This is a genomic window from Amycolatopsis sp., assembly GCF_035276945.1.
GTDB lineage: Bacteria > Actinomycetota > Actinomycetes > Mycobacteriales > Pseudonocardiaceae > Amycolatopsis_E.
Genome location: NZ_DATELF010000130.1, coordinates 18,042 through 44,149, shown reverse-complemented (window position 1 = coordinate 44,149; position 26,108 = coordinate 18,042). Strand labels below are relative to the sequence as shown.

The 26,108-nt window shown below is 67.1% G+C and carries 28 protein-coding genes and 2 pseudogenes; 10 read left to right on the top strand and 20 right to left on the bottom strand.

Features of this window, described 5'->3' with window-relative positions; all coding sequences use genetic code 11:
* Positions 1 to 60 precede the first annotated feature (60 nt).
* A complete protein-coding gene (locus tag VJT49_RS23395; RefSeq protein ID WP_324167046.1) occupies positions 61 to 456 on the bottom strand; it encodes an HD domain-containing protein in 396 nt (131 codons plus the stop codon).
* A gap of 227 nt (positions 457 to 683) precedes the next feature.
* On the opposite strand from VJT49_RS23395, the gene VJT49_RS23390 reads away from it, so the two are divergent.
* Positions 684 to 1,130 (top strand): hypothetical protein, encoded by a 447-nt coding sequence (locus VJT49_RS23390; RefSeq protein WP_324167045.1) that lies wholly within the window; start codon positions 684 to 686, stop codon positions 1,128 to 1,130.
* A 464-nt stretch (positions 1,131 to 1,594) separates the two neighbouring features.
* On the opposite strand, the gene VJT49_RS23385 is transcribed toward VJT49_RS23390, so the two are convergent.
* The 6 genes from VJT49_RS23385 to VJT49_RS23360 form a co-directional block, all read right to left on the bottom strand.
* Positions 1,595 to 1,867, bottom strand: a complete 273-nt coding sequence (locus VJT49_RS23385) for a type II toxin-antitoxin system VapC family toxin (RefSeq protein WP_324167044.1) — start codon at positions 1,865 to 1,867, stop codon at positions 1,595 to 1,597.
* Between the two features lie 132 nt (positions 1,868 to 1,999).
* Positions 2,000 to 2,251, bottom strand: a complete 252-nt coding sequence (locus tag VJT49_RS23380) for a hypothetical protein (RefSeq protein WP_324167043.1) — start codon at positions 2,249 to 2,251, stop codon at positions 2,000 to 2,002.
* A gap of 262 nt (positions 2,252 to 2,513) precedes the next feature.
* Positions 2,514 to 2,726, bottom strand: a complete 213-nt coding sequence (locus tag VJT49_RS23375) for a hypothetical protein (RefSeq protein WP_324167042.1) — start codon at positions 2,724 to 2,726, stop codon at positions 2,514 to 2,516.
* Between the two features lie 681 nt (positions 2,727 to 3,407).
* Positions 3,408 to 3,647: a hypothetical protein gene (locus VJT49_RS23370; protein ID WP_324167041.1), complete on the bottom strand. Its 240-nt coding sequence runs from the start codon at positions 3,645 to 3,647 to the stop codon at positions 3,408 to 3,410.
* A gap of 133 nt (positions 3,648 to 3,780) precedes the next feature.
* Entirely contained in the window at positions 3,781 to 5,607 is a 1,827-nt protein-coding gene (gene glmS, locus VJT49_RS23365) for a glutamine--fructose-6-phosphate transaminase (isomerizing) (protein ID WP_324167040.1), read from the bottom strand.
* Between the two features lie 64 nt (positions 5,608 to 5,671).
* Complete coding sequence (locus VJT49_RS23360; protein WP_324167039.1) at positions 5,672 to 5,932, bottom strand: hypothetical protein; 261 nt, start codon at positions 5,930 to 5,932, stop codon at positions 5,672 to 5,674.
* 144 nt (positions 5,933 to 6,076) lie between these two features.
* Between VJT49_RS23360 and VJT49_RS23355 the strand changes: the two genes are divergently transcribed.
* Together VJT49_RS23355 and VJT49_RS23350 are read left to right on the top strand one after the other, a co-directional pair.
* Positions 6,077 to 6,670, top strand: a complete 594-nt coding sequence (locus tag VJT49_RS23355) for a PadR family transcriptional regulator (protein WP_324167038.1) — start codon at positions 6,077 to 6,079, stop codon at positions 6,668 to 6,670.
* On the top strand, positions 6,667 to 8,136 hold the full coding sequence (locus tag VJT49_RS23350; RefSeq protein ID WP_324167037.1) for an FAD-dependent monooxygenase: 1,470 nt from the start codon (positions 6,667 to 6,669) through the stop codon (positions 8,134 to 8,136). The genes VJT49_RS23355 and VJT49_RS23350 overlap by 4 nt, the downstream gene beginning before the upstream one ends.
* A gap of 199 nt (positions 8,137 to 8,335) precedes the next feature.
* Here the strand turns inward: VJT49_RS23350 and dusB are convergent, their stop codons facing one another.
* Together dusB and VJT49_RS23340 are read right to left on the bottom strand one after the other, a co-directional pair.
* On the bottom strand, positions 8,336 to 9,481 hold the full coding sequence (gene dusB / locus VJT49_RS23345; protein ID WP_324167036.1) for a tRNA dihydrouridine synthase DusB: 1,146 nt from the start codon (positions 9,479 to 9,481) through the stop codon (positions 8,336 to 8,338).
* 127 nt (positions 9,482 to 9,608) lie between these two features.
* A complete protein-coding gene (locus VJT49_RS23340) occupies positions 9,609 to 10,451 on the bottom strand; it encodes a fumarylacetoacetate hydrolase family protein (RefSeq protein WP_324167035.1) in 843 nt (280 codons plus the stop codon).
* 238 nt (positions 10,452 to 10,689) lie between these two features.
* Here VJT49_RS23340 and VJT49_RS34970 point away from each other — a divergent pair.
* Both VJT49_RS34970 and VJT49_RS23335 read left to right on the top strand, forming a co-directional pair.
* Positions 10,690 to 10,875 (top strand): annotated as a pseudogene (locus VJT49_RS34970) (nitrilase-related carbon-nitrogen hydrolase); the annotation flags it as partial.
* A complete protein-coding gene (locus VJT49_RS23335; RefSeq protein ID WP_324167034.1) occupies positions 10,818 to 10,997 on the top strand; it encodes a helix-turn-helix domain-containing protein in 180 nt (59 codons plus the stop codon). The pseudogene VJT49_RS34970 and the gene VJT49_RS23335, both read left to right, overlap by 58 nt.
* A gap of 81 nt (positions 10,998 to 11,078) precedes the next feature.
* Here the strand turns inward: VJT49_RS23335 and VJT49_RS23330 are convergent, their stop codons facing one another.
* Positions 11,079 to 11,435 carry a MarR family transcriptional regulator gene (locus tag VJT49_RS23330; protein WP_324167033.1) on the bottom strand — a complete coding sequence of 119 codons (357 nt, stop codon included), beginning with the start codon at positions 11,433 to 11,435 and terminating at the stop codon, positions 11,079 to 11,081.
* Between the two features lie 372 nt (positions 11,436 to 11,807).
* Between VJT49_RS23330 and VJT49_RS35415 the strand changes: the two genes are divergently transcribed.
* The 4 genes and pseudogenes from VJT49_RS35415 (at position 11,808) to VJT49_RS23310 (ending at position 14,612) form a co-directional block, all read left to right on the top strand.
* Positions 11,808 to 12,062: an FAD-dependent monooxygenase gene (locus VJT49_RS35415; protein WP_414636073.1), complete on the top strand. Its 255-nt coding sequence runs from the start codon at positions 11,808 to 11,810 to the stop codon at positions 12,060 to 12,062.
* Between the two features lie 168 nt (positions 12,063 to 12,230).
* Positions 12,231 to 13,040: pseudogene (locus tag VJT49_RS35410) on the top strand (FAD-dependent monooxygenase); the annotation flags it as partial.
* A 53-nt stretch (positions 13,041 to 13,093) separates the two neighbouring features.
* On the top strand, positions 13,094 to 14,116 hold the full coding sequence (locus tag VJT49_RS23315; protein ID WP_324167032.1) for a LacI family DNA-binding transcriptional regulator: 1,023 nt from the start codon (positions 13,094 to 13,096) through the stop codon (positions 14,114 to 14,116).
* A 10-nt stretch (positions 14,117 to 14,126) separates the two neighbouring features.
* Complete coding sequence (locus tag VJT49_RS23310) at positions 14,127 to 14,612, top strand: DUF6328 family protein (protein WP_324167030.1); 486 nt, start codon at positions 14,127 to 14,129, stop codon at positions 14,610 to 14,612.
* On the opposite strand, the gene VJT49_RS23305 is transcribed toward VJT49_RS23310, so the two are convergent.
* From VJT49_RS23305 to VJT49_RS23260, 10 genes are all read right to left on the bottom strand, one after another.
* Positions 14,613 to 15,353 carry a class I SAM-dependent methyltransferase gene (locus tag VJT49_RS23305; RefSeq protein ID WP_324167029.1) on the bottom strand — a complete coding sequence of 247 codons (741 nt, stop codon included), beginning with the start codon at positions 15,351 to 15,353 and terminating at the stop codon, positions 14,613 to 14,615.
* A 46-nt stretch (positions 15,354 to 15,399) separates the two neighbouring features.
* Positions 15,400 to 15,738, bottom strand: coding sequence for a DUF3040 domain-containing protein (locus tag VJT49_RS23300; RefSeq protein ID WP_324167028.1), 339 nt, complete (start codon positions 15,736 to 15,738; stop codon positions 15,400 to 15,402).
* Between the two features lie 403 nt (positions 15,739 to 16,141).
* On the bottom strand, positions 16,142 to 17,149 hold the full coding sequence (locus VJT49_RS23295) for a Gfo/Idh/MocA family oxidoreductase (protein WP_324167027.1): 1,008 nt from the start codon (positions 17,147 to 17,149) through the stop codon (positions 16,142 to 16,144).
* Positions 17,146 to 18,087, bottom strand: a complete 942-nt coding sequence (locus VJT49_RS23290; protein WP_324167026.1) for a TIM barrel protein — start codon at positions 18,085 to 18,087, stop codon at positions 17,146 to 17,148. The genes VJT49_RS23295 and VJT49_RS23290 overlap by 4 nt, the downstream gene beginning before the upstream one ends.
* 11 nt (positions 18,088 to 18,098) lie before the next feature.
* Positions 18,099 to 19,592, bottom strand: a complete 1,494-nt coding sequence (locus VJT49_RS23285) for a CoA-acylating methylmalonate-semialdehyde dehydrogenase (protein ID WP_324167024.1) — start codon at positions 19,590 to 19,592, stop codon at positions 18,099 to 18,101.
* Between the two features lie 47 nt (positions 19,593 to 19,639).
* The gene (iolD, locus tag VJT49_RS23280) at positions 19,640 to 21,517 is read right to left on the bottom strand and encodes a 3D-(3,5/4)-trihydroxycyclohexane-1,2-dione acylhydrolase (decyclizing) (RefSeq protein ID WP_324167023.1); all 1,878 of its coding nucleotides are present in this window, start codon (positions 21,515 to 21,517) and stop codon (positions 19,640 to 19,642) included.
* On the bottom strand, positions 21,514 to 22,374 hold the full coding sequence (gene iolB / locus VJT49_RS23275; protein ID WP_324167022.1) for a 5-deoxy-glucuronate isomerase: 861 nt from the start codon (positions 22,372 to 22,374) through the stop codon (positions 21,514 to 21,516). The genes iolD and iolB overlap by 4 nt, the downstream gene beginning before the upstream one ends.
* Positions 22,371 to 23,300 carry a Cgl0159 family (beta/alpha)8-fold protein gene (locus VJT49_RS23270; protein ID WP_324167021.1) on the bottom strand — a complete coding sequence of 310 codons (930 nt, stop codon included), beginning with the start codon at positions 23,298 to 23,300 and terminating at the stop codon, positions 22,371 to 22,373. The genes iolB and VJT49_RS23270 overlap by 4 nt, the downstream gene beginning before the upstream one ends.
* Positions 23,293 to 24,243, bottom strand: coding sequence for a 5-dehydro-2-deoxygluconokinase (gene iolC, locus VJT49_RS23265; RefSeq protein WP_324167020.1), 951 nt, complete (start codon positions 24,241 to 24,243; stop codon positions 23,293 to 23,295). The genes VJT49_RS23270 and iolC overlap by 8 nt, the downstream gene beginning before the upstream one ends.
* A gap of 111 nt (positions 24,244 to 24,354) precedes the next feature.
* Complete coding sequence (locus VJT49_RS23260; RefSeq protein WP_324167019.1) at positions 24,355 to 24,627, bottom strand: PASTA domain-containing protein; 273 nt, start codon at positions 24,625 to 24,627, stop codon at positions 24,355 to 24,357.
* Positions 24,628 to 24,945: 318 nt separating this feature from the next.
* On the opposite strand from VJT49_RS23260, the gene VJT49_RS23255 reads away from it, so the two are divergent.
* Positions 24,946 to 26,049 carry a site-2 protease family protein gene (locus tag VJT49_RS23255; protein ID WP_324167018.1) on the top strand — a complete coding sequence of 368 codons (1,104 nt, stop codon included), beginning with the start codon at positions 24,946 to 24,948 and terminating at the stop codon, positions 26,047 to 26,049.
* Positions 26,050 to 26,108 lie beyond the last annotated feature (59 nt).

Sequence of the window (26,108 nt, the reverse complement as noted above, 5' to 3'; positions counted from 1 at the left end):
GACACCATCGTCCGAAGCTCCGCGTTCTCAGCGGCAAGCTCCTCATAAGACGGACGTCGATCACCGGACACCACACCATGATCCACACCCAGCAAACAACATCAACACGACACGCCGCCACAGACCTGACCAGTTACCCGCGGACAAACCCCGTAGCTCAGCCTCAGCAGCCGCGCATGAATGATGCGCCACCAAATGCACCAGCCGTTCCGACGCACCCACACTTCGCAAGTAACGCGCACCGTCGATCGGATGAAACCCGGTATCCACCAAATCCGGCGCATACCCAACGTCATGCAGCACACCCACCGCCACCAGCAGCTCACCGTCCGAGCCAAAGACCGGCGCAGCCTCCCGAGCACGCTCACGAACGCCCTGCACATGCGCCCACCGCCGAGGCAGAGCGTCCGCAAGCTTGCCGCCAGCTACCTCCGTTGCCCACGCCACCAGGTCCATGGCCATCACCGTAATGACCGCCAACGAGCCACGCGCACCACGGTCACTGCCTGCCGAATTTGGCTCTATGGGATCAAGAGCGGCGCGCAAGCGCGCCGCCGGGCCGCTCGGCCTGCCGCTCCGCTCCGGCCGGCGGCCCAGGTGCGTTGAGCGAGCAGTTGACCCGCATGCTCCGAGCTGGCCGCCGAGACGTCCGAGAGGCCATCGCCGGGACGTACGATTTGACGATGAACACCAGCCGCTCTTACGGCGATAAGCAGCTCGGCCAACAGCTATACCGGGTGATCGAGTTCTGTAACAGCGGAGAGGCGCTCTGGCACAAGATTCGCTCAGGCCAGTACGACTGGCTGGGGGTGAAGGAGACCAAGGGCAGGGAGACCTTCGTCCTCGGCCGTCCGCCCCGGCCAAAGGGGGTCTTCGCAAGCGGCTTCGGCACCGTCGTACGCCCTGGAGCGGACGAACGGTACCGAGTAGAAGTCTTCGTTCCCACCGCCGACGAGCCCTCGGCCACACACTGTACGTCCGAGGCCGACGCACGCCAGGAGTTCGACGACAAGGTGGCGGCGCTCGCGAGGCGGGACGGCAGCTCTGGACTGTTCCGTGTGCGCCTCGTCCTCAACGGCACAGTCGCCAAGGAAGAGTTCGTGGTGCGCACCGAGCCGAACGTGATCTAGCGGAGCCTCCGGCGGCCAGGGCGCTGCCCTGGGACCTGGCACCGCTTCGGAGATCAGGGGAGAGTGACAGTCCGGTGATCTCCTCACGCCGCGCCCGAGGGCAGCCAGACCGGGCGGCACCAGTCAAGGGCGCTTCGCGGCCTCCGGCAAACCCTTGACCGGCACCACCCGGCCCGGCAGGGATGAACCCGCGCCGCGAGGAGATCACCTCAGCCCGAACCGTGCAGGTGGGAGCCCGCCCCGCTGGGCCATTCGCGGGCCATTAGAGGGGGTCAACCACGGTCAACAGCGGCACGCCCGGGCAAGGCTCAGCCGCAGGTCAAAGCCACTTTCCAGCATGATCCACTTGATTCCCAAGCTGAGAACGCGGGTTCGATTCCCGTCATCCGCTCTTTCTCGAAAGCCCCAGGTCAAACGGGGTCTACTGTGGACCTAGGGGTTCTGGCTTCTGGATGCGGCGCCGTTTAGGGTAGCAGCGTGAACGAAGCGGTGTGTCGCGGCCTCACAACCGAGAAGTGCCTGGTGTCCAGCGTTGCTACGCGCGCCACGCCGAGGCGCTCAGCCAAGGCGACGACGCAGGCGTCGGCAGTACCCAGCGGGAGGTCGGCGTACTTCTCGACCAGATCCGCCGCGCGCGCGATGTCAGCCAGCATCATCGACTCCACGACGTAGAGGCCGTCCGTGATATCGCGAAGAAAGTCCGCTTCCGCGCGTGCTCCGCCGCGAGACCCCAGCATGTAGCCAATCTCGACCAGTAAGGGCTCGGGCAGGACCAGCGGTTCGAGGGTGCGTCAACAGTTCTGTACATCGGTCATGGTCTTCGTCACGACGATTACCCATAGCAACCACGACACCGGTGTCGACCAGGATCACGCCGTCTTGCTCGATCCGCCGCCGAACTCATCGCGGACGATCGCCTTCGACCGCTTACCCAGGTCGCGTTCGCCATCGAACACACCGACTGTCCGGAACCGCCGACGAGGCCGCTCGGTCTTGGGCTCATCGGCAAGCTGCCGGAGCATCAGCAACGCATCAGACACGCGCTCGTCGGGAACCGCCTCCAGCAGACGACGAGCAGCCTCGCGCGGCTCCACGGACTCTGGGCTTCCCTCGCTGGTCATGTGCCCATTCTAGAGGAACGCGATGCTCGTGGTTGGTCAAGCGCGTCGGCGGCGCGCTGTGCCATTGTCGTGCCATTAAGGGCGGTCAACCACGGTCGACGGTGGCACTCCCGGCAGGCCTCAGCTGCAGGGACCACTTTCCAGCATGATCCACTTGGTTCCCAAGCCGAGAACGCGGGTTCGATTACCGCCATCCACTCTTCGCTGAAACCCCCAGGTCAAACGGTGTCTAGTGTGGACCTTGGGGTTCGTCACTCGGAGATCAACCCGATTCCCAGCAACATCCCAACAACATCACCGAATGGGCACCAGCACTCCGGCTGACCCCGTCATCGTCATCGGTGGTCCGGCCCGTGCCGCCGGTCCGGTGCCTGTCGACGAGATCGGACAGCCGGTCGGCTATCCGTTCGTCGTCACTGGTCGCCCGCTGGTAGATCAACGCCGCCCGCATGTCGTCGCGCCCCATCCGGGCCATCAGGTCCTTCGTGGACGTGCCAGCCTTGGATGTCCAGATGTTCCCCCGTGTGCCTCAGGTTGTGAAAATGCATACCCTTCAGGCCCATCTTGGTGACGATTTCCGTCCACTTCGTGCGCTGGTTGAAGTTCGGCCGCCGTACCGGGTTGCCGTCCCGCTCACCGGTGAACAGCAACGCCCGCTCAACTTGATTCCCAAACTGAGAACGCGGGTTCTGTCATTCGCTTTCACTCGAAACCCCAGTTCACATGGTGTCTATTCCGGACTTTGGGCTTGGTCATTCGGCGATCGGCCCAACTGCCGGCAATATCCCAACAACATCACCGAATGGGCACCAACACTCCAACTGGTCCTGCATGGTCTTCGCCATTCGAGGGTCGGCGCTGGTGCGGTGTTTGTCAGCGTCGCTTGGTCGACCGAAGCGTAGCCAGCGCTTCATCGCACGGCTGGCAGCCAAGCCAGGCCCTCACTGCGTCGGCGTGGCAAATAATCCAGTTTTGAAAAGAACTTGCTACGAGCCGTAATTCGATGCGGGCGGATACGTCCTTCCGGAAACGGATTCCCATCCCTGAAAGAATTTCACGTTGCTCGGAAGCTCTGTGGTGCGGTCGGTAGCGGTGTCCAGTGCGCAGGGTGAGAACGCAGAAAAATATTCGTCGCTCTCCGTGAAATTCTGGACGACTAGGTGTCCCCGTTGCGGTGTATTGCCCGGCTGAGGTGATCGGCCACGTCGGTCGCGCCGTCCCGCAGCTCGTGCATGAGCCGGATGAAACCGGGCCATTCGTCCTGGTCGCGCGGTGGCATGATGGCGAGGCTGTCCGGGTCCAGATAGATCACCAATGCCGGCTGGGTCGTGTTGCCGTTGACATGCATGGCGGCGGCTGCGTCTGGTCCGGGCTTCCACATCGCGTTGAAGGCCATGAACCCCCCATCCTCGGTACATCGCTATCGGCCTGCTTTCGGATGCGCAAGCTTAGCGAATATCGGCCAGGGGTTGTCCAGTCCTTCGACGCCGACCGATTCGAGCACCTCTGACCGTTTCGATTAATCTGCCTTACTCGACCGTCACGCTCTTGGCGAGATTCCGGGGTTTGTCGATATCGCGGCCAAGCCGCTGGGCGAGGTGATAGGCGAAGAGCTGGAGCGGGATGGTGAAAAGGAGAGGGTCCAGCTCCGGTTCACTGCGCGGGACGTGGATGACCGAATCCGCCAGGCCGGGCGGCAGTTCGGCGTTGGTCACCGCGATCACCGGTCCGCCGCGCGCCTTGATCTGCTCGATCGTGCCGATGTTCTTGGCCAGCAGTTCGTCGTCCGGGACGAGCACCATACTCGGCATGCCCGGGTCGATCAGCGCGAGCGGGCCGTGCTTGAGCTCGGCGGCCTGGTACGCCTCGGCGTGCACGTAGGAAATCTCCTTGAGCTTCTGTGCTCCTTCGCGAGCGGTCGGCCAGGTGCGGACGCGGCCGATGAAGAACATCCGTTCGGCTTCACTGTGCTTCGCCGCAGCCTCGGCGATCTCACCTTCGATGGCGAGCACGTCGGCGATCCGATCCGGCAGCTCGCCGAGTGCGGCGACGATCCTGGCGCCGTCAGACACCGACAGGTCCCGCACGCGGCCGAGTAGCAGCGCCAACATCGCGAAGCAGGCGCCCATGTTCGTGTACGCCTTCGTCGAGGCCACCGACACCTCGGGCCCGGCGTGCAGGAAGACGCCGCTGCCGCACTCCCGGCCGATCGCGCTGCCCACCACGTTGACCGCGCCGATCACCTGCCCGCCCTTGCGCCGCAGCTCCTGGACCGCGGCGAGCGTGTCGGCCGTTTCGCCCGACTGGCTGACCGCGACATAGAGCGTGTCTCCCTCGACGACCGGATTGCGGTACCGGAACTCCGAAGCGGGCTCGGCGTCGGCAGGCAGCCGGGCCAGTTCCTCGACGAGGTTCGCGCCGAGCTGGCCGGCGTAGTAGGCCGATCCGCAGCCGAGGAACTTCACTCGCCGAATCGAGCGCAGCGCTCGCGCGTCGAGGTTGATCCCGCCGAGCCGGGCCGTGAAGAAGCGCTCGTCCAAGCGCCCGAGCAGGGCCCGGCGGACGGCTTCCGGCTGCTCGAAGATCTCCTTGTGCATGAAGTTCGCGAAGCCGGACAGCTCGTAGTCGGAGTCGTCGACGTCCACCGTGGTCGGCGTCTTCGCGGTCCGGTGCGCCTGCAGGGTGCTCGTGCTGAAGTCGTCGGCGGACAGTGTGGCCAGCTCGCCGTCGTCGAGATACACCACCCGCTGCGTGTGCCGGACCAGCGCGGCGACGTCGGAGGCGACGAACATCTCGCCGTCGCCGATACCGAGCACGATCGGGCTGCCGTTGCGAGCCACCACGAGCTGGCCCGGGTTCTGCACATCCAGCACGACCAACCCGTATGCGCCGTTGACCTCCCGCAGCGTCGCGCGGACGGCGTCTTCGAGTGACTCGGCGCCGTTGTCGAGCTGGGCGGCGACGAGGTGGGCAAGGGCTTCGGTGTCGGTGTCGGACGCGAACTTGACCCCGTCGTCGGCGAGCTTCGCGCGCAGGCGTTCGGAGTTTTCGATGATGCCGTTGTGCACGACGGCGATCCGTTTCGCGGCGTCGAGGTGTGGGTGCGCGTTGGTGTCGGTCGGCTCGCCGTGCGTCGCCCACCGGGTGTGCGCGATGCCTACTCCGCCAAGCTGGTTGAGGTCGAGGAGTTCGCGCAGTTCGTCGATGCGCACGGCGGCCTTGGTGACCTTCAGCCGGCCGCGGTGTACGACGGCGACACCGGCGGAGTCATAGCCGCGGTACTCGAGCCGGCGCAGGCCCTCCAGCAGGATCGGGGTGGCCCGCCGCTTTCCGATGTATCCCACGATTCCGCACATCAGGGGTTCTCCTCGTCCTCACCGATCTCGCGCCTTCACACAGCCAGGGTGCTGCTCAGGCGTCTCAGCCATAAACGATTCGCCGTAACTGCCGCTCGGACAGCTCGCCGGGGTTGACCCGCCGTTCGGCCAGTTCCTCGGACAGCACTGTCCAGATCTCCGCGTTCTTGCGCCCGCGGCGCTGCAACTCGGCGTGCCGGCGGCGCACGAACTGTTCGGTGGTCTCGCGGAAGTACCCCACGACGTCGGCAACCACCCGTTCCGCCACCGCTACCGGGAGCCCGGTGGACTCGGCGATGTAGTGGACCAGTTCGGGCGGCGGCATGCCGTCGACAGTGACACCCGAACGGGGCTTAGGGCAAGTTTTCTGCCCGATTTCGGGTTCTGGCCCGACCCTTTGCCGGGTTTCACCTGTCCTTTCGGGGTGTTGGCCGGGTCCTTATAGTAGGAACCGACTAATAGGAGTCGAATGGCGAACCGCAAGATTTCCAACACGCTGGCCCTGGCCGTGCTGGGCCTGCTCCAGGAACGGCCGATGCATCCCTACGAGATGGCCTCGGTCCTGCGGGAGCGGTACAAGGACGCCAGCTTCAAGATCAATTCCGGCTCGCTGTACGACACCGTCGAGGTGCTCGTCCGGCACGGCTGGATCTCCCCGAGGGAGACGGTGCGCGAGGGCAAGCGCCCGGAGCGAACGATCTATGAGCACACCGAACTCGGCCACCGTGAGTTTCTCGACTGGCTTGACGAACTCATCCGTGTGCCGGTCCACGAACATCCGAAGTTCATGGCGGCCATGTCCTATCTCGGCGCGCTCGGTCCGGACGCGGCGGCGGACGCGCTCACTGAACGGGTCTCGCACCTGACCAAGCGCATCGAGGAGACCAGGACGCTGCTGAACAGCACTGTCGGCGCGGGAAGCCTGCCCCGCCTTTTCATGATCGAAGTCGAGTACGCGCTGCATACCTGGGAGGCCGAGTTGGCCTGGACGCGGCGAATCGTCACCGAGATCCGGGACGGCTCGCTGTCCTGGCCAGGAACGGAGCAGGGGGGCGGTCAATGATCGAGGTTCTCGTCGTCGGCGCTGGACCGGCGGGGCTGCTGCTCGCCTGCGAATTGCGGCTCGCTGGTGTGGAGACCGTGCTGCTGGAGCGCGATCCCGAACCGCCGGGTTTTTGCCGTGGCTTCAACCTCAACGCCCGGGCGCTGGATCTCCTTGCCTGCCGGGGGCTCGCAAAGGGATTCGTCAGTGAAGGCCGGCAGGTTCCGCATGCCGCGTTCTCGGGCCTGCCGGTAACGCTCAACTTGCCCGGCGCCCGGACTTCCCACCCGTATTCGCTCGGGATTCCACAGACTTGGGTCCAGGAAGTGCTGGAAGAACATGCCGTCAAGCTTGGCGCGGAGATCCGGCGGGGGCATCGGCTGGACGCGTTCGAACAGGATTCCGACGAGGTTACCGCCATCGTTTCCGACGGCGACACCGAATATCGCATCCGCGCTCTCTGGCTTGTCGGTTGTGACGGCGGCCGCAGCACCGTTCGCAAAATCGCGGGCATCGATTTTCCGGGCACAAAGGCGACCAGGTTTTCACTGCTCGGTGACGTCGAACTCGCCGACCCGGCGGACCTGCCCTTCGGGGTGACCTCGGGAGTCGTGGTGATTCCACGTCCCGGTTACGTCCGGATCATCACGGAGGACCCGAGACCACCCGCGGACAAGGACACCCCGGTCACCTTGGAAATCCTGCGGAACGCGGTCGACACCGCGCTGGGACGGCACGTCGAACTGCACTCCCCGCGCTGGCTCACCAGGTTCGGAAACGCGGCTCGGCAGGCCGTCACGTATGTCAAGGGCAGGGTCATGCTGGCGGGAGACGCCGCGCACATCCATCCACCGGCCGGAGCGATCGGCGTGAACGTCGCCCTGGACGACGCGTTCAACCTCGGCTGGAAACTCGCCGCCACCGTGCGCGGAACCGCGTCTCCGCATCTACTCGACAGCTACCAAACCGAACGCCACGCGGCGGGCGCGCGAGTACTGGCCAACGCGCAGGCTCAGGTTCTCCTGGGTGAAACCGATGATCGGCTCGCCGATTTCCTCACCCGTGTCGCCGCCCATCCCGACGGCAACCGTGCGTTCGCCGAAGTCGTGACCGGCCTGGACACCCACTACGAGATGCACTCGAATTCGTCCCACCCGTGGCTTGGCCGCTTGGCGCCCGATCTTGACCTCGTCACCGACGCCGGGTCTGTGCGCCTCACCGCTCTGCTCGCGGCAGGACGGGGCGTCCTGCTCGACCTGGCCGGTTCAGTCGGTGAATCGGCGAAGGAATGGGCGGACCGAGTCGAGATCGTCCGCGCACGGTCTCCTGACCAGCCGGAACTCCGTGCCTTCCTGGTCCGGCCGGACGGCCACGTCGCCTGGCTCCAGGCCGGGGACGGGCCGCCGGACGGACTCTCCGACGCTCTTCGGCACTGGTACGGACCCTGGGATGGTTCGTGTGAAGGTGACGACTCGGGCGGCTCGTAGCCTGGCCGGGTCCGGTCTCGCGGACTCTTGGCGTGCTCGTTTGCCGTCGAGGCGGGAAAGGTCGACCGTTACCAAAGCCCAACCGCCCGTCGCGAAGGCCGGACTCGCCCGTCGCGAAGGCCCGACTCGCCCGTCGCGGAGGCCGGACTCGCCCGTCGAGGAGGCCCGACTCGCCCGTCGCGGAAGCTGGACTCGCGGGTCAGCCGCCGGAATGCATGTCCTCGGCTTCGGGGATGAGGTCGTCGTCCGGGTCGTCGAGCCAGCCGTGCGGGAGGGTGACCCTGCCGGGCGAACCCTGACGGCCGCGTGGGCCTTCCGCCGCGGTGGGGAAGGGCGCGTCGTGGTCGAGCTGAGTGATCAGTTCGGCCAGTTCGTCGGGGGACGACACCATGGCGAAGCGCCGGCGCAGCTCGGAGCCGACCGGGAAGCCCATGAAGTACCAGGCCACGTGCTTACGCAGGTCACGCATGGCCTTGGCCGGACCGTCGTGCTCGACGAGCAGTTCCGCGTGACGCCCGAGTACGCGCGCCACCTCGCCCAGCGATGGCCCGGTAGGGATGGGGCGACCGGCGAACGCGGCCTCCAACTCGCCGAACAGCCATGGCCGGCCGAGACACCCACGCCCGACGACGACGCCGTCGCAACCGGTTTCGGCGACCATGCGCAGCGCGTCGTCGGCGGTGAAGATGTCGCCATTGCCCAGTACCGGGATGGTCTTCACCGCATCCTTGAGCCGGGCGATCGCGCTCCAGTCGGCCTTGCCGGAGTAGCGCTGGGCGGCGGTGCGAGCGTGGAGGGAAACCGCGGCGGCCCCCTCGGCCTCGGCGATGCGTCCGGCGTCGAGATAGGTGTGGTGGTCGTCGTCTATGCCGATGCGGAACTTGACCGTGAACGGGACTCCCGCGTCGTCGGCGGCCTCCACCGATGCCTTGACGATCTCGCCGAACAGCCGCCGCTTGAACGGCAGGGCCGCCCCGCCGCCCTTACGCGTCACCTTCGCGACCGGGCAGCCGAAGTTGGAGTCGATGTGGTCGGCGAGGCCTTCGCCGACGATGATCTTGACCGCTTCCCGCATGGTCTTCGGGTCGACGCCGTAGAGCTGCATCGATCGGGGGTACTCGCCCTGGTCGAAGGTCATCATGTGCATGGTGCCGGGATGTCGCTCGACGACGGCCCTGGCCGTGATCATCTCGCACACGTAGAGGCCGGCGCCGTACTCGCGGCAGAGCCTGCGGAACGCGACGTTGGTGATGCCCGCCATGGGTGCGAGCACGACCGGCGGATCGACCTCGTACGGGCCGATCTTGAGCGCGGGCTTCGACAGGGTGGCGGTCACGGCTCCCATTGTCCCCGCTCGGCCTTCGCCAGGCGCGAACCCCCTGCTTTCAGCTGGTCTTGGCCAGCTGGCTGATCCGCTGAAGGGAAGCTACTTCGTGACAGGGCCGCGCCGGTCCATGGTCGGTGGGGATGGGTCAGCGGAGCACCGAGCGCTGGCGGCCGAGGCCGTCGATTTCGAGTTCCACCACGTCACCGGCCTTGAGGTAGGGGAAGCGGCCGGACAGGGCGACCCCCTCGGGCGTGCCGGTGTTGAGCACGTCGCCGGGGTCGAGCACCAGGTACTGGGACAGGTCGTGGATCAGTTCGGCGACCGAGAAGATCATGTCCGAGGTGGACGAATCCTGGCGCGGCTCGCCGTTGACCCAGGAGCGCAGGCCCAGTTTCCGGGGGTCGCCCAGGTCTGCGGCCGGGACGAGGGCGGGGCCGAGCGGGTTGAAGGTCTCCGCGCATTTGCCCTTCGACCACTGGCCGCCCGACTGCTCGATCTGGAAGGCTCGTTCCGACACGTCGTTGGCGATCGCGTACCCGGCGACGTGGTCCAGCGCCTCCTCCGGCGAGGACAGGTACCGCGCGGTCTTGCCGATCACCACGGCCAGTTCGATCTCCCAGTCGACCTTGGTCGCGCCGGGCGGGATGAGCACATCGTCGTAGGGGCCGACGACGGTGTTCGGGTGCTTGAAGAAGACGATCGGCCGCTCGGGCTGGGTCGTTCCGGACTCGGCAGCGTGCGCGGCGTAGTTCTGCCCGATGCAGACGACCGCGCCCGGTTTGGTCACCGGGGAACCGATCCGCTGCCCGGTCTCCTCCACTGTGGACAGTTCGTCGGCGGCCAGTGCGGCACGGGCGCGGTCGATACCACCGTCGGCGAGGAAGTCCCCGGTCAGGTCCGCGGTCAGCGCACCGAGGTCGAAGGTCGCGCCGTCGTGGCGCACCGCGGGCCGCTCGTTTCCGGGCTCGCCAAGTCGAATCAGCTCCATGCTCTCACCCTGGGTGTCGTCGTTACGGACGACGGTGGCTGAGGGGATGTCGGTCGGCGGCACCAGCGCCGGTGCACCTGGTGGGAGCTGACGAAGAAGACGGCGGGGTCAGCGATTCTGAATCAACGAACGTGACACGTCTGGACAGGTTGCGCCCGCTGTCTTTCGCTACGTTCGTCCTTACCCCAATCGCTCGCAGCTCGGGAGTTCGCAGGCGTAGACACTTCCAGCGTACGAAGTGGCGGCCGCGCCCGCCTTCCTTGACCTCGATGCGGGGATCGACAAGTCCATCGCGTTGCTCGAGGAGGCAGCACGGAACGGGGCGAAGTTGATCGCGTTCCCGGAAAAATCTTTTCCGGGTTATCCGTGGCAGGTCTGGCTGGACGCGCCGGGGTGGAGCTTGCAGTTCACCCAACGGTACTTCGACAACTCACTCCAGTACGGCAGTTGGGCTTCGCGGACCCCGTGCATTTCAGCCGAGCTTTCCGAGCGAGGTTCGGTCGCACGCCAAGTCGGTGGCGAGCTCGGTCGAACCTTGAACCTTGACAAGCGGAGGCGAGGTGCTGTTCGACCGCGGCCTCGAGATCGAAACCGCGGTCATGCCCGCCGTTCACGTGTGTCCGGTCCTTAAAGCGAGTGATGCAACTTCTCCAAGAGCCGGGCCAGCTGCCCCAGTTCATCTTCCGTGAGTCCTGACGTCAACGCCCTTTTTTGCGCATGATGGGGTTCGATCATCGATTCCACCGCACGACGGCCGTTGTCGGTGAGGGTGATGAGTACGCGAGAACGGCTCCCTGGATGGTCTGCCCTCGCCGTGAAGCCGTCCCGTTCCAGCCGTTGCACGGCGACGGTGGTCGTGGGGCGGGACACTTCCAGCAGTTCGGCCAGTTGGGCGGGTTCCAACGGGCCCAGGGCGTAGATGTTGGCCATGATCCGGAATCCTGGCCAGCTCCACCCGCGTGGCCGGTGGACCTCGAACTCCAAAAGGGTCTCCGCGTGCCGGGCGATGCGCAAGACGTGCCAGACGACCGAGGAGGTGTCGTAATCCTCCTGTGTGATTTCCCGGGGCAGCAGCTTCAGTATGTCCCTTTAAAATTCGCGACCATCAACGCGCATGTGAGTAGTATGCCTAACGATCCGGACCGTCGTTGACGGCGCCGTCCCGCGACGTCTCTGGCCGGGGTTTGGTTCGGCCTTGCGGTCTCGGTGGCCGTCGTGATAGGACGTTTACCGAGAAATTGGTCATCTAACTCTTGAAGGCCATAGCTGACGGGACCGTTGTTCCGACGGCCGGGGCCGCCTCTACCACGGCGCTGTCAGTACGGATCCAGCACCGAAAGAGAGGCGCGACCTCGTGTGACAGTCCTCGAGACCAGCGTGCTGATCGTGGGCGCCGGGCCGGCGGGGCCTGACGGTCGCACTCGCGCTGACCGAGTACGGCGTGCCCTGTCGCATATCGAGCGACAACCCGGCACGGCGCACACGCCACGGGCATACCTCGTCAACCAGCGCACTGTGGAGATCATGCGGCATCTCGCGTCGAAGAAGCGCTCAAAGCAGTCTTTGCGCCACACGAGTCGATGCGGCACAGCATCTGGTACACCACGCTGAACCGCCCGAAGGCCGCTCGCTGGGAATGCCGGGGCACCGAGCGGCACCACTACGCCAGTACACCTCGGTCAGTCCCGCGGCCCTGCTCAACTGTCCGCGGAACAGGTTCGAACCCATGCTCGTGGAGGCCATCCGTGAGTGGGGGTCCGTGTCTGATTCCAGCGCGAGTTCGTCACGATGGAGCGGGACGGCGAGTACTGGCTGAGTTCCGTCCGCGACCGCCGGGACGGCTCGACCTACCAGGTGCGATCGAAGTTCGTGGTCGGCGCTGATGGCGCCCGAGCCAGTGTGCTGAACCTGCTCGGGCCCGATGTGGACGGGCAAGCCGGCCTCCTGCATGCCGCCAACATCTGGTTCGAGGCGGACTTGAGCTGGTACTTCGAGCACCGTCCCGGAGTCGTGTCCTGGAACGTGCACCCGGGTCCGCAGCCACCGCTCGGCCTCGGCACGATCATCTGCCACGACCCGTTCCGCGAGTTCGTGCTGGTCCGGTTCTTCGATCCGGAAAAAGAGGACCTCGCGCAGATGACCGACGAAGAGGCGCTCGCGCACATGGAGCGAGCGGTCGGCGAGCCGGTCGAAGACGTGGAGATCCTGGGAATCGCCGGCTGGCAGGTGAACGACCAGGTCGCATCGACCTACGGAGGTGAGCAGATCGTCTGGTGGGCCTCCCGGTACTTCACGCTCAGGCCCGGCGACATCATCATGTGCGGCACCGCGGCCAAGGGCACCGAGAAGTTCCTCGAGCACACCACGACATCGACGTCTCGACAATCACACCGGTCATTGACATCGAGATCGAGGGCGTCGGCCGGCTCCGCAACGGCGTCGCCCACGCGACTCGCCAAGTCAGCTGACGTCGTCTTCCCTGGTTTTCCGCGTGCTCATGCTGTTCCGGCGTCGGCAGCAGGGCCCATTCGATCGCGAGCGCGTACACGCGCGTCGCTGAGTGCCCGCTCGTCAGTGAAATTGGCGTGAATCGTTTCACACAGACGTGCTAGTGTGTTCGCCGACACTCCAGCGAGGGGACGATGGTCGGAATCAAGGATGTGGCGCAGCGTGCCGGGGTTTCCATCGGCACGGTGTCCAACGTCGTCAACCGGCCCCACGTGGTCTCGCCCGCCACGCGGACCCGCGTGCTGTCCGTGATCGAGGAGCTGGGTTACGTCCGGGACGAGTCGGCCCGGCAGCTCCGGGCGGGCCACAGCCGGATGATGGCCCTGCTCGTGCTCGACCTGGGCAACCCGTTCTTCGTCGACGTCGCCCGCGGCGCCGAGGAGGCCGCGCATCGCGAGGGCCTCCACGTGATGATCTGCAACAGCGGGCAGCGGGTCGACCTCGAGGCGTCCTACCTGGCGATGCTTGCCGAACAGCGCGTGCGCGGGGTGCTGCTCAGCCCGGTCGACACCGCCGTCGAGCCCCTGCGCCGCAGCCGCATCCCGTACGTCCTGGTGGACCGCAGGGCGCCGGTCGGACAGGCCAGTTCGGTGTCGGTCGACGATGTGGCCGGCGGCGCGCTCGCGATGCGGCATCTGCTTGAGTCCGGACACACCCGACTCGCCTTCGTCAACGGCCCGGCCGTGCTCACGCAGTGCGCCGACCGTGCCGTCGGGGTGCGGCAGGTGCTGAGCGAGTCGGCCGCACGCCTGGACGTCCTGGAAACGTCCGCGCTGGACGTGGCGTCCGGGCGGGACGCCGGGTCCAGACTGCTCGGCATGAGCGCGCGCCCGACCGCCGTGTTCTGTGCGAACGACCTGCTCGCGCTCGGCGTGCTTCAGGCGATGGTCTCGGCCGACGTGAAGGTGCCCGAGGAGATGGCGATCGTCGGGTACGACGACATCGAGTTCGCCGCCGCGGCCGCCGTCCCGCTGAGTTCGGTCCGCCAGCCCGCGAAGCGGCTCGGGCGGGTCGCCGCGGAGATCCTCATCGCGGAGACCAGCGGCGACGAGGATCCGCCGGAGCACCAGGCAGTGGTGTTCAAGCCGGAACTGGTCGTCCGCGACTCCACCCGCGCCCGTCGCGGAAATGATGCCAGGGCGACCTACAGTTCATAGGCTGGTTGTCATGTCTGTCAAAGACACGTCATCGGAACCCGCCAAGGACGAGGAGACACCGCACCAGCGGCTGGCGCGTAACGTCAACGAACTGCTCAGCGAACTGCGGGTGGCGCAGGCCGGGGTGCAGATCCTGTTCGGCTTCCTGCTCTCGGTGGTGTTCACCGCCCAGTTCCGCCAGGCGAGCGGGTTCGAGAAAGGGATGCACCTGGTCGCCGTGCTGCTGGCCGCCGCGTCGACCGCGCTGCTCACCTCGCCCGCGGCCTGGCATCGGATCCTGTTCCGGACCGGCAGGCGCTGGCAGATCCTCCGCGCCGGGAACCGCGCCGTACTCGCCGGGCTGGCCTGCCTCGCGGCCGCGGTCACCGACACCGTGGCGCTGATCGCCAAGGTGGTCTACGGGCCGGTGGCGATGATCACCGTCGGCAGCCTTACCGGACTGCTGTTCATCGTCCTGTGGTTCATCGTGCCGATCGGCATGTCCCGCGGCGACTGACTAGTTGCCCACAAGCGACTTTTCCCACACCGAAACGTGCTTGGCGCTTTCGCTGGTAAAGGCTCCCCGCGTCCATCCGTCCCAGCGTTCGCGCAGGCGCAGTCCGGCGAGCCGGGCCATCAGGTCGAGTTCCGCCGGCCACACGTAGCGGAAGGGAATCGACCTGTACCGGCTTCGTCCGTCGACGACTTCGACGTAGTTCGAGCTCATGGCCTGGGTGGCGACGTCGTAGACGTCGAACGCCCACCCGGTCGGGCTTACGTGGAACGGCACGACGTTCTGCCCGGGCGGGAGTTTACGCAGCTCGGGCACACCGACCTCGATGACGAAACAGCCCCCGGGCTCAAGGTGCGCGGCGGCGTTACGGAAGCAGGCGACCTGCGCTTCCTGCGTGGTCAAATTCGCGATCGTGTTGAAGACGAGATAGACCAGGGAGAACGTGCCGCCCACACGGGTCGTCGCGAAGTCGCCGATGGCTACACCGATCGCTTCACCGCCCGGTTTGGCGCGTAACCGAGCCACCATGGCCCGGGAGAGGTCGATGCCGTGGACTCCGACCCCGCGGCGGGTCAGTGGCAACGCGATGCGTCCTGTCCCGATGCCCAGTTCGAGGGCACGGCCGTCGCCGGCGAGGTCCGCCAGCACCTCGACGGTGGCCGCGACGACCTCGGGCTGGAATTCCTCCCCCGTCGAGTCGTCGTACCTCGCGGCCACGAGTTCTCCGAAGTACCCGTCGTCCACGCGAGGATCGTATTGCCGACAGCCTCCGTGACGCTCGCGATTTTCGTCAGCGGAGACGGTGGAGCCAGGTTCGCCAAATGATCAGAGTGGGCACCAGCGAGGTCAGCACGGTGCCGAAAACCATCAGCACCGGTGCATGCGTCTGGGCGGCCGCGACCAGCACGAACAGGCCGATCATCGATGCGAACAACGCGCCGAGAACGGCCAGCACGACATTCGGAATCCGCATCGGCCGCAGCTCGGCGAGTCGCTGGGCCAAGCGCGGATTCTCTTCGGCGAGCTGCCGTTCGATCTCGGACAGCCGCCGCTGCTCTTCACCGTGAAGTGCCATCGTCCGCACCGCCTCTACACCATCATTATGGTCCTCGACGGGTGTGGTTGTCATGACGGCGAACTGTGTGAAGCTCTTCCCGTTATCCTGCGGTCGCTCACGGTAAGTAGGTAAGATTACCCGGAGTCAATACTCTTGCGGGAGTACAACGACAGGGGGCATTACCGACATGAGCGTGACCCAAGAGGATTTGGAGACCACACCGATCTTCGCGCGCCTGGCCGAGGAGTTCGGTCTCGAGCGGCTCTTCGACGAGAGCCCGGACGCCGAGCCTGCCGAGGACGCCTGACCGGCGCGGCCGGTGAGCATTTTCTTCAGTTCGGTCGTCGATACGGGACGACATGAAGTCCTCGCGCGGTGAGCGTTCGATGTACTCGTAGCCGATCTTGGCCACAGTGCGGACTATCTCCGCCACCGGCGGCTTGCACGGCATGGTGGGCCGAGCGCGATCCTCAGCTCACCCTCCGTAGAACGCGGGCCGGTCCTTCAGTTGCACGGACACCACGCGCCCGGAGTGCAGGGACTCCACAGTCGCGTCGCTGATCACCGAGACCGCGTACCCGTCCCAGGAACTCGGCCCGGTCAGCTGTCCGTTCCGGATCGAGGCGACCCATTCGACGAACTCGAGGTCGAACGCGGCGGCGAACCGCGGCCGCCAGTCCTGCAACACGGTTGTGCCGTGCCGCGCGGCGCGGCGCACCCAGACGTCGGCCGGGTCGGGCAGCCGGACCGTGCCGGTCTCGCCGACGGTCTCGCACTGGATGTCGTAGCCGTACTGGCAGTTGACGAACACCTCGAGATCGATCCGGACCCCGCTCGCGGTCTCGAACAGCATGAGCTGCGGGTCCTGCAGGTGCTCGAACCGCTTCGAGGTCTTCCGCGGCCTGATCACCTGTGTGGCAACGATTTCGTCGTCGAGCAGCCAGCGGACGATGTCGATCTCGTGCACCGCGGTGTCCTGCACCGCCATGTCCGAGTGATAGGTCTCGGGCACCGTCGCGTTGCGGTGCACGCAGTGCAGGAGCAGCGGTGCCCCGATCTCGCCGGAGTCGATGACCCGTTTCATGGAGCGGTAACCGGCGTCGTACCGGCGCATGAAGCCGACCTGCACCAGCCGCTTGCCGAAAGCCTGCTCGGCTTCGAGGATGCGCAGGCCGTCCTCGGCCGTGGTGGCCAGCGGTTTCTCGCAGAACACGTACTTACCGGCTTCGATCGAGGCCAGCACGTACTCGGCGTGGGTGGGTCCCCACGACGTGACCACGACCGCGTCGACGAGCGGGTCGGCGATTATGTCTTGGCCCGTGGGCAGCGCCCGCGTGCCTACGCGGTCGGCGGCCTCCTTCGCCCGCTCGGCGTCGACGTCGGTCACCGCGACCACCTCGGCGCCGGTGACCACGTCGGTGATCCGGCGGATGTGGTCCTGGCCGATCATGCCGGTGCCGATTACTCCGATGTGGACGGTCATGCCCGCGCTCCGGGTCGCTTGGAGCCGGCGAGGCCGATGCTGCCGAGGTACTCGCGGGTGCGGACGGCGATGGGCAGCGGCACCTCGGGCGCGCACGGGTACAGATCCTGCTCGACGATCACGAAGATCTCGGCGTCCAGTTCGGACAGTGCGGCCACGACGGTGGCCGGGTTCGGCACCCCCGCCGGCGGTTCGACGCACACCCCGCGCTTGACCGCCTCGCCGAAGGCGAGGTTCTCGGCGTAGACCTGCTCGATGATCTCCGGGTCCATCTGCTTGATGTGCACATAGCCGATTCGCTCCGCGTACCGGCGGACGAGGTCGATGGCGTCTCCGCGCCCGTAGGCGACGTGACCGGTGTCCAGGCACAGGTTCGCGTAGCGTGAGTCGCTTTCGTTGAGGTAGCGCTCGATTTCCGCCTGGGTCTGGATGTGGCTGTCCGCGTGTGGGTGCAGGCACAGCCGCACGTCGTACTCCTCGAGCAGGATCTTGCCCAGTTCGTCGGCCCGCTTTCCCAAGGAGGCCCACTGCTCCGGGGTCAGCTCGGGCGATTCGGTGAACTCACCGGTCCTCTCGTCCCGGTACATCGGTGGGATGAACACCAGGTGGTGCGCCCCGGCCGCCGCGGTCAGCTCCGCCACCCTACGGGTGTGGGCCACCATCCCGTCCCATTCGTGCGGGCGGTGCAACGCGCCGAACGTGGTGCCGCCGGAGACCTGGAGCCCACGGGAGCCGACCTCTTCGGCGAGTTGTTCCGGGTCGGTGGGCAGGTAGCCGTACGGGCCCAACTCGAGCCACCGGTAACCGGCCGTCACGAGTTCGTCGAGGAAGCGGGTGAACGGAACCTGACGGTCGTCCTCGGGGAACCAGACTCCCCAGGAATCGGGGGCCGAGCCGAGGCAAAGGTTGCCCACGACGGTGCGAGAGGCCGTTGTCATGGATGGATCTCCTACCTGTGGGTGGGGAAGTGCAGATCTGCCACGGTGCTTTTCAGCTGCGGCCACCGGCTGGTGACGACCTTGGCGCGGGTGTGGAAACGAACGCCTTCGGGGCCGTGGATGGGGCTGTCGCCGATGAGGGAGTCCTTCCAGCCGCCGAAGGAGTAGTAGGACATCGGGACCGGGATGGGCACGTTGACGCCGATCATCCCGACCTTGACCTCGCGCTGGAACTTGCGGGCGGCCTCGCCGCCGGAGGTGAAGATGGCGGTGCCGTTACCGTAGGGGTTGGCGTTGATCAGCGCGATGGCCTCGTCCACGGTGTCGCAGCGAACGACGCCGAGCACCGGGCCGAAGATCTCCTCGCGGTAGGCGTCCATCCCGGGAGTCACATGGTCCAAAAGGGATGGTCCGACGAAGAAGCCCTCTTCGTGGCCCTCGACCGTCAGGCCCCGCCCGTCGACCACCACGGTCGCGCCCTGCTCGGCGCCGGAGGTGACGGCGTTGATCACGCGTTCCCGCGCGACCTTGGTGATCACCGGGCCCATGTCGCTGGAGGCATCGTCGCCGGGCCCGACCTTGACCTCGTGCGCCTTGCGTTCGAGGACTTCGACCAGGTCGTCCCCGGCCTTGCCGACCGCGACGCCGACCGAGACGGCCATGCAGCGCTGTCCCGCCGAGCCGAAGGCGGCGGCGGTGAGGTGGTTGGCGGCGAACTCCAGGTCGGCGTCCGGCAGCACGACGGCGTGGTTCTTCGCGCCGCCCAGCGCCTGTACGCGCTTGCCGGAGGCGGTGGCGCGCTCATGGACGTGCTTGGCGATCGGGGTCGAGCCGACGAAGGACACCGCGGCGATGTCCGGGTGGTCGAGGATCGCGTCGACGGCGACCTTGTCCCCGTTGACCACGTTGAACACGCCGTCCGGCAGTCCGGCCTCCGCGTAGAGTTCGGCCACCAGCCGGGACGCCGTCGGGTCGCGCTCGCTGGGCTTGAGCACGAAAGTGTTGCCGCACGCGATCGCGATCGGGTGCATCCACAGCGGCACCATGATCGGGAAGTTGAACGGTGTGATCCCCGCGCACACACCCAGAGGCTGCCGGAAGCTGTGTACGTCCACGTCCTGGGAGACCTGGTCGGAGAAGCTGCCTTTGAGCACCTCCGCGATTCCGCACGCGTATTCGACGACCTCACGGCCACGCACGATCTCGCCGCGCGCGTCGTCGATCACCTTGCCGTGCTCGCTGGAGATGATCCGCGCCAGCTCGTCCTCGTGTTGGACCAGCAGTTCCCGGAAGGCGAACATCACCCTGGTCCGCTTGGTCAGCGACGAGTTTCCCCAGGACTGGAAGGCCCTGGTCGCCGCGGCCACCGCCATGTCCACATCGGATGGTTCGGCCAGTGAGACAACGGCCTGCTGCTCCCCGGTCGCCGGGTTGTACACCGGCCCGGTCCTGGTCGACCCCGCCGGGGCCGCCACCCCGTTGATCCAGTGCTCGATGGTCTTCACTGTCTGCTCCTTCTTGGCACGCCTGTGGGTAGCCAGGCCGTGACGCGCTAGAGGTAATGCCGTTGATTCCGCTTGCTCGTGGAGTAGTTCTCGTAGGCCTTGCGTGTGGAGTCCAGTTCGGACACCTGGCTGACCGGGACGTCCCACCAGGCCGAGCCTGGCGGGTTCGGACCGATGGGGTCGGTCTCCACGTGCACCACGGTAACCGTGGTGCTGGCCTTCGCCTGGATGATCGCTGCCCTGAATTCGTCCACTGTGGATGCGGAGAGCACCGTGGCACCGAGGCTTTCCGCGTTCGCGGCGAGATCCACCGGGAGAACACCGCCTTCGAGTAGCCCGGAGTGCTCGCTGCGGTACCGGTACTGCGTGCCGAAGCGTTGCGAGCCAAGGGATTCCGAGAGCGAGCCGATCGAGGCGAACCCGTGGTTCTGCACGATGACGACGATCACCTTCAGTCCCTCGGAGACCATGGTGACCAACTCCTGCGCCATCATGAGGTACGAGCCGTCGCCGACCAGCACGAACACCTCGCGGCCCGGGTCCGCCAACTTCGCGCCCACTCCGGCGGCGACCTCGTAGCCCATGCACGAGTAGGCGTATTCGACGTGGTAGGCCTTCGGATCACGGGCCCGCCACAGCATCTGGAGGTCGCCCGGCATCGAGCCTGCCGCGTTGATCACCACGTCGTGGTCGCCGGTGAGTTCGTTGAGTGCGCCCAAGATCTCCATCTGCGCCGGGAGCGGGCCGTGGCCGAGATGGAAGCACGCGTCGGCCTTGCGGTTCCATTCGTCGGCCAGCGTGCGGACCCTGGCGCGGTAGCCGTCGTCGACCCGCCGGCCGGACAGCGCTTCCGCGAGTGCCTGGATGCCGAGCTTGGCGTCGGAGAGCAGCATTTCCGCGGAGTGCTTCGCCGCGTCGAGTCTGGCCACGTTCAGGTTGACGAAGGTGACCTCCGGGTTGGCGAAGACGGTGTGGCTGGCGGTGGTGAAATCGGAGTAGCGGGTGCCGATGCCCAGCACCACGTCCGCTTCCGCGGCCAGCGCGTTGGCCGCCGAGGTCCCGGTGGAGCCGATACCGCCGACCGCGCACGGGTGGTCCCACGGGACCGCGCCCTTGCCCGCATGAGTGTCCGCCACCGGGATTCCCGTCGCCTCGGCGAACGCGCGCAACTCCTGCTCGGCTTCGCTGTAGACGACCCCGCCGCCCGCCACGATCAGTGGCTTCTTCGCGTTCCGCAGGAGTTCCGCCGCCCGTGCCACCGCCGACGCTTCTGGTGCGGGGCGCCCCACTCGCCACACCCGGTGCCGGAAGAACTCTTCCGGCCAGTCGAAGGCCTCGGCCTGCACGTCCTGCGGCAGGCACAGGGTGACCGCGCCGGTCTCCACCGGGTCGGTCAGCACGCGCATCGCCGCCAGCGCGGCGGGGATGAGCTGCTCGGGCCGGGAGATCCGGTCGAAGTACTTGGAGACCGGGCGGAAGGCGTCGTTGACCGAGACGTCCCCCGCCCGGGTGTCCTCGAGTTGCTGTAGCACCGGGTCGGCCACCCGGGTGGCGAACATGTCGCTGGGCAGCAGCAGCACCGGCAGCCGGTTGGTGGTGGCCAGCGCGGCACCGGTGATCATGTTCGTCGAACCCGGGCCGGTGGACGCCGTGCAGGCGAAGGTCTGCAGGCGGTTGCGCATCTTGGCGAAGGCGGCCGAAGCGTGCACCTGGCCCTGCTCGTTGCGGGCGAGGTAGTAAGGAAGTGCGCTGCCGTGCCGGTCACTGGTGCGCACGGCCTGCAGCAGTGCCTGGCCGAGCCCGGCCACGTTGCCGTGCCCGAAGATGCCCCAGACCCCTTCGATCAGGCGCTGTTCGACGCCATCGCGCTCGGAGTACTGGTTGGCGAGGAACCGGACCAGGGCCTGCGCTGTGGTCAGTCTCATCGCTGGGCTCCAAAGGGCAGCCGAGGGTCGACGTCCTGGGATTCCCAGGTCTGGCGGACCCAGCCGTGCGCCGGGTCGTCACAGATCAGCCAGGCCCGCTCCTGGCCCGGGCCTGCCATCACGTTCAGGTAGTAGAGGTCATAGCCCGGCGCCGCCATCGACGGGCCGTGCCAGCCGTGCGGGATCAGCACGACATCACCGGTGCGAACCTCGGCGAACACGCTGATCGGCCGCTCATCCCTGCCGTAGACGCGCTGGTAGCCCATGCCGGGACCGGTCGGGCCGTCGGCGACCTCGAAGTAGTAGATCTCTTCGAGTTCGCTCTCCCCTTCGCGTGCTTCGTCGTGCTTGTGCGGCGGATAGGAGGACCAGTTGCCGCCGGGCGTCAGGACCTCGCAGACGAGCAACTGGTCGGCGTCGAACGTGTGCGGCAGGCAGTAGTTGTTGACCTGGCGGCTGCAGTTGCCGGTACCGCGCAGTTCGGCGGGCACGTGCTCCGCCGGACCGTAGCGTGCGGGCAGTTTCCGCTGGGTTTTCGCCGCGGGGAGGGCGAACCGGCCGGTCCCGGTGATCGTCGCCTGGGTGGCGCGAGGCAGGTACGCGAAGTCGGTGACGCCGTCGAAAACGCCGGTCCGGCCCGCCAGGTGGAAGGTTTCCCCGTCGAGGGCCACCCGGCAGGAGCCCTGCAACGGAAGCACGAGCGTTTCCGAATCGCCGGTGCTCACCTGCCGGCTCTCCCCCGACAGTTCGAGGATGCGCAGACCGGAGAACCCCCAGCAGGCGGATTCGGGCGTGATCACCAGGCTGAACGGCCCCTCGGCGGTGCTGCCCGCGGGCCGGTGAAGCTTGTCCGTCATAGCAACCCCACAGCGGTGTCGACGGCTTTGGCAACGTCGCCGTCTTGCGGATAGAGCAGGGAGCGGCCCACTACCAGCCCCTGCACGGTCGGCAGGGAAAGCGCCTTCTGCCAGGCGGCGAAGGCCGAATCGGCGTGCTTGACCTCGCCGCCCAGCAACACGACGGGCAGGGTCGATGACGAGAGCACCCGCTCCATGTCGTTCACGACAGGCAGCTTCAGCCAGGTGTAGGCCGAGGTCCGGCCAAGCCCGGAGGCGATGGTGATCGAGGAGATCACGGCCTCGGACGTCAGGTCGTTCTTGATCTTCCCGTTCGCCCAGCCGGACAGGAAGGGCTCGACCATCGCGATCAGCTTCCGGTCGGCGAGTTCGTTGATGGCCTTCGCGGTGCCCACCAGGACGCTGGGTGTGGTCGGATCCTCCAGCGCGATCCGGGTGAGCGTCTTGCCGCCGTCGAAGCCCATGCGCGCGATGGCTTCCGCGTCGTAGCAGCCGAACCGGTCGTCGATCTCGAAGGTGGAGCCGGCCAGGCCGGTGCGGTTCATCGAGCCGAACACGCTCTTGCCTTCGAGCGCGCCGAGGAGGAGCAGGTCCTCGATGATGTCCGCGGTGGCGAGCACCCCGGTGACGCCAGGGCGTTCCAGGGCCAGGCACAGGCGGTCCAGCAGTTCGCCGCGATCTGCCATGGCCAGCGGGTCGCCGCCGACCGCGTTCGCGCCGCGAGCCGGATGATCCGCCGCGATGATCATGACCTTGCCGTGCGAGCCGAACAGCGAAGCCGGTTTCACCCGCCGCGCCGCCGCCTCCGCGATCGCCTCGGGGTGGTGCACCCGCTTCCCGACGATCTGCCGGACCTTCTCAGACGCACGCTGATCCTTGCGGGACACCAGCACCCGCTCGGCCGGGGCTGTGCCGGTGTCACTCATGCCGGCCTCCATTGAGCATCGTCAGCACCTGCTCTTCGGTCGGCATCGCGTCGGAGCAGGCCAGTTCGCCCGCGACATGCGCGCCGGCCGCGTTGGCGAACCGCATGATCCGTTCGGTGTCCCAGCGGGCGAGCAGGCCGTGACAGAGCGCGCCCCCGAACGCGTCACCCGCGCCCAGCCCGTTGACCACCTCGACCGGAACCGGCGGCACCTCCACCTCGCCGCTGTCGTCCACGGCGAGCACGCCCTCAGGCCCCCGCTTCACCACCGCAAGGGAGATTCCCCGGTCCCGCAACGCTTTCGCGGCTTCACGGGGTTCGCGCGTGGCCACCGCGGTTTCGCACTCGTCCAGGTTCCCGACCGCGACCGTGACGTGGTCGAGGGCCTTGCCGACCCATTCCCGGGCCTGCTCGCGGGAGTCCCAGAACATCGGCCGGTAGTCCAGGTCGAGTACAGTGATCCCCCTGCGATCCCTGGCCTCGACCGCCGCCAGCGTGGCCGACCGGCTCGGCTCCTGGCACAGGCCGGTCCCCGTCACCCAGAAAACCTTCGCGTCCCTGATCGCGTCGAAATCCAGTTCGCCGGGGTCGATGTCGAGGTCGGGAGCCTTGGGGTAGCGGTAGAAGTAGATCGGGAAGTCGTCCGGCGGGAAGATCTCGCAGAACGTGACCGGGGTCGGCAAGTGCGGCGACGTGCCCACGAACCGGTCGTCCACCCGGTAGCCGGCGAGCGCCTTGTGGATGAATCGGCCGAACGGGTCGTCGCCGGTCTTGGTGATGATCGCGGCGTCGAGGCCGTACCGTGCGGCGGCCACCGCGACGTTGGTCGCGCTGCCGCCGAGGTACTTGCCGAACGAGGTGACGTCTTCCAGCCCGAGGCCCGTCTGCAACGGGTAGATATCCACACCGATCCGGCCCATGGTCACGAGGTCGAAGCCGGACACAAACACCTCCTTGTGTTAGCGCGCTCTACTAGCGCGCGCTAGTCGTACTATGAGGGTGGCCTCAGGGGATGTCAATACCCCCGTGACGGCTCGTGCGCGCCGCCCGGAGCCTCAGGCCGGTTGTAACGCTGATTCCGTCGGTGTCGGCGGCACGAGGTCGGCCGAGGAATCCGGGCCGAGCTGGGTCCACAACACCACGTTGCTGCCCTGTTCGGCGCCCGCCGGCGCGACCGGCGCCTGTGCGACCACCGTGCCGGGGCCGGGCTCGTCGACGCCGTCCGGTCCGCGGGGGACGAGCCCGGAGCGACGGACGATCTCGCACGCGTCTTCGACGCCCAACCCCACCACGTCGGGCACCTCGGTCACCGGACGACGTCGGCGCATAGCGCCAAGTCTAAGGCGGTTTGCCGCCCGCGATCGGTGGTAAGCGACCACCGGAGCACACCCAACAGGGAGGTCACCATGGTTTGCCCGGTGCCACGAGGGGGTCTGGGGGTGTCCCTGGACAGCACGGTTCCCGATCCGATCCCGCCTGGCCCGGGTCCCGAGCCCACGCCACCCGAGCCGCCGCGACCGCCGACGCCACCGGTTCCCCCTGAGCCGCCAGGGCCGCCGGTACCCGATCCGCCCTCTTGCCTGGGAGTCGCGCCCCGGACAACGACCGTCACGCGCGCTTGACGGTGGGGGTGACAAGGTGGGTGTGTGCTGGCATACGCGCTCGGGGTCGTGTTGTTCGTGCTGGGGATCTGTGGGTCCGTGGCACTGCACGAGGCGGGGCATCTGCTGACCGCGAAGGCCTTCGGCATGCGGGTCCGGCGGTATTTCGTCGGTTTCGGGCCGAAGGTGTTCTCCGTCCGCCGTGGCGAGACCGAGTACGGGCTCAAGTGGCTCCCCTTCGGCGGGTTCTGCGAGATCGCGGGAATGACCACGCTCGACGAGGTGACGCCGGACGAGGCGCCGCGCGCCATGTGGCGGTTCAAGGCGTGGAAGCGGACCACCGTGCTGGCGGCGGGTCCGGCCACGAACTTCGTTCTCGGGTTCGCTGTCCTGTTCGCGATGGCCCTGACCACCGGCCTGCCCAATCTCGCCGGCACGCCCGAGGTCACCGCGGTGACGAGCGACGCTCCGGCGCAACAGGCCGGAGTCCGGGCCGGGGACGAGATCGTCGCGGTCGGCGGGCAGGCGACCGCGACCTACACCGACGTGATCACGAGGGTCCGGCAGGCGAGCGGGCCCACGAGTGTCGACGTGCTCCGGAACGGGCAGCGGATGTCGCTGACGGTGGCTGTGCGGAACGGGGCGATCGGTGTCACTTTCCCGCGCACCTTCACCTACACCGCGGGCACGGCACTCGGCGGCGCGGCGAAGTTCACCGGCCAGATGTTCACCCAGACCTGGCAACGGCTGCTCGAGTTTCCCCAGCGGGTTCCCGCGGTGATTCACTCGATCTTCGGCGGCGAGCGCGATCCGAACACGCCTATCAGCGTGGTCGGGATGAGCCGGATCGGCGGGGAGGCCGTCCAGCAGGGCCTGTGGGTGCTGTTCCTCCTGTTGCTGGCGAGCTTCAACTTCTTCATCGGCGTGTTCAATCTGCTGCCGCTGCTGCCCCTGGACGGCGGGCACATCGCCGTCATCTGGTACGAGCGGGTGCGGGACGGGATTCGCAAGCTGCTGGGCAAGGCGGCCGCCGGCCCGGTCGACTACTCGAAGCTCGCCGGCGTGACCATGGCGCTCGTGTTCGTGGGCGGGGCCGTGACTCTGCTGACCATCGCGGCGGACCTGGTGAACCCTGTTCGCCTCGGTTAGCTTGACTTCTGGACGCCTCCCATGTTCCGCTTCCCGCGCTATACGTCCGTTGTCGCAGA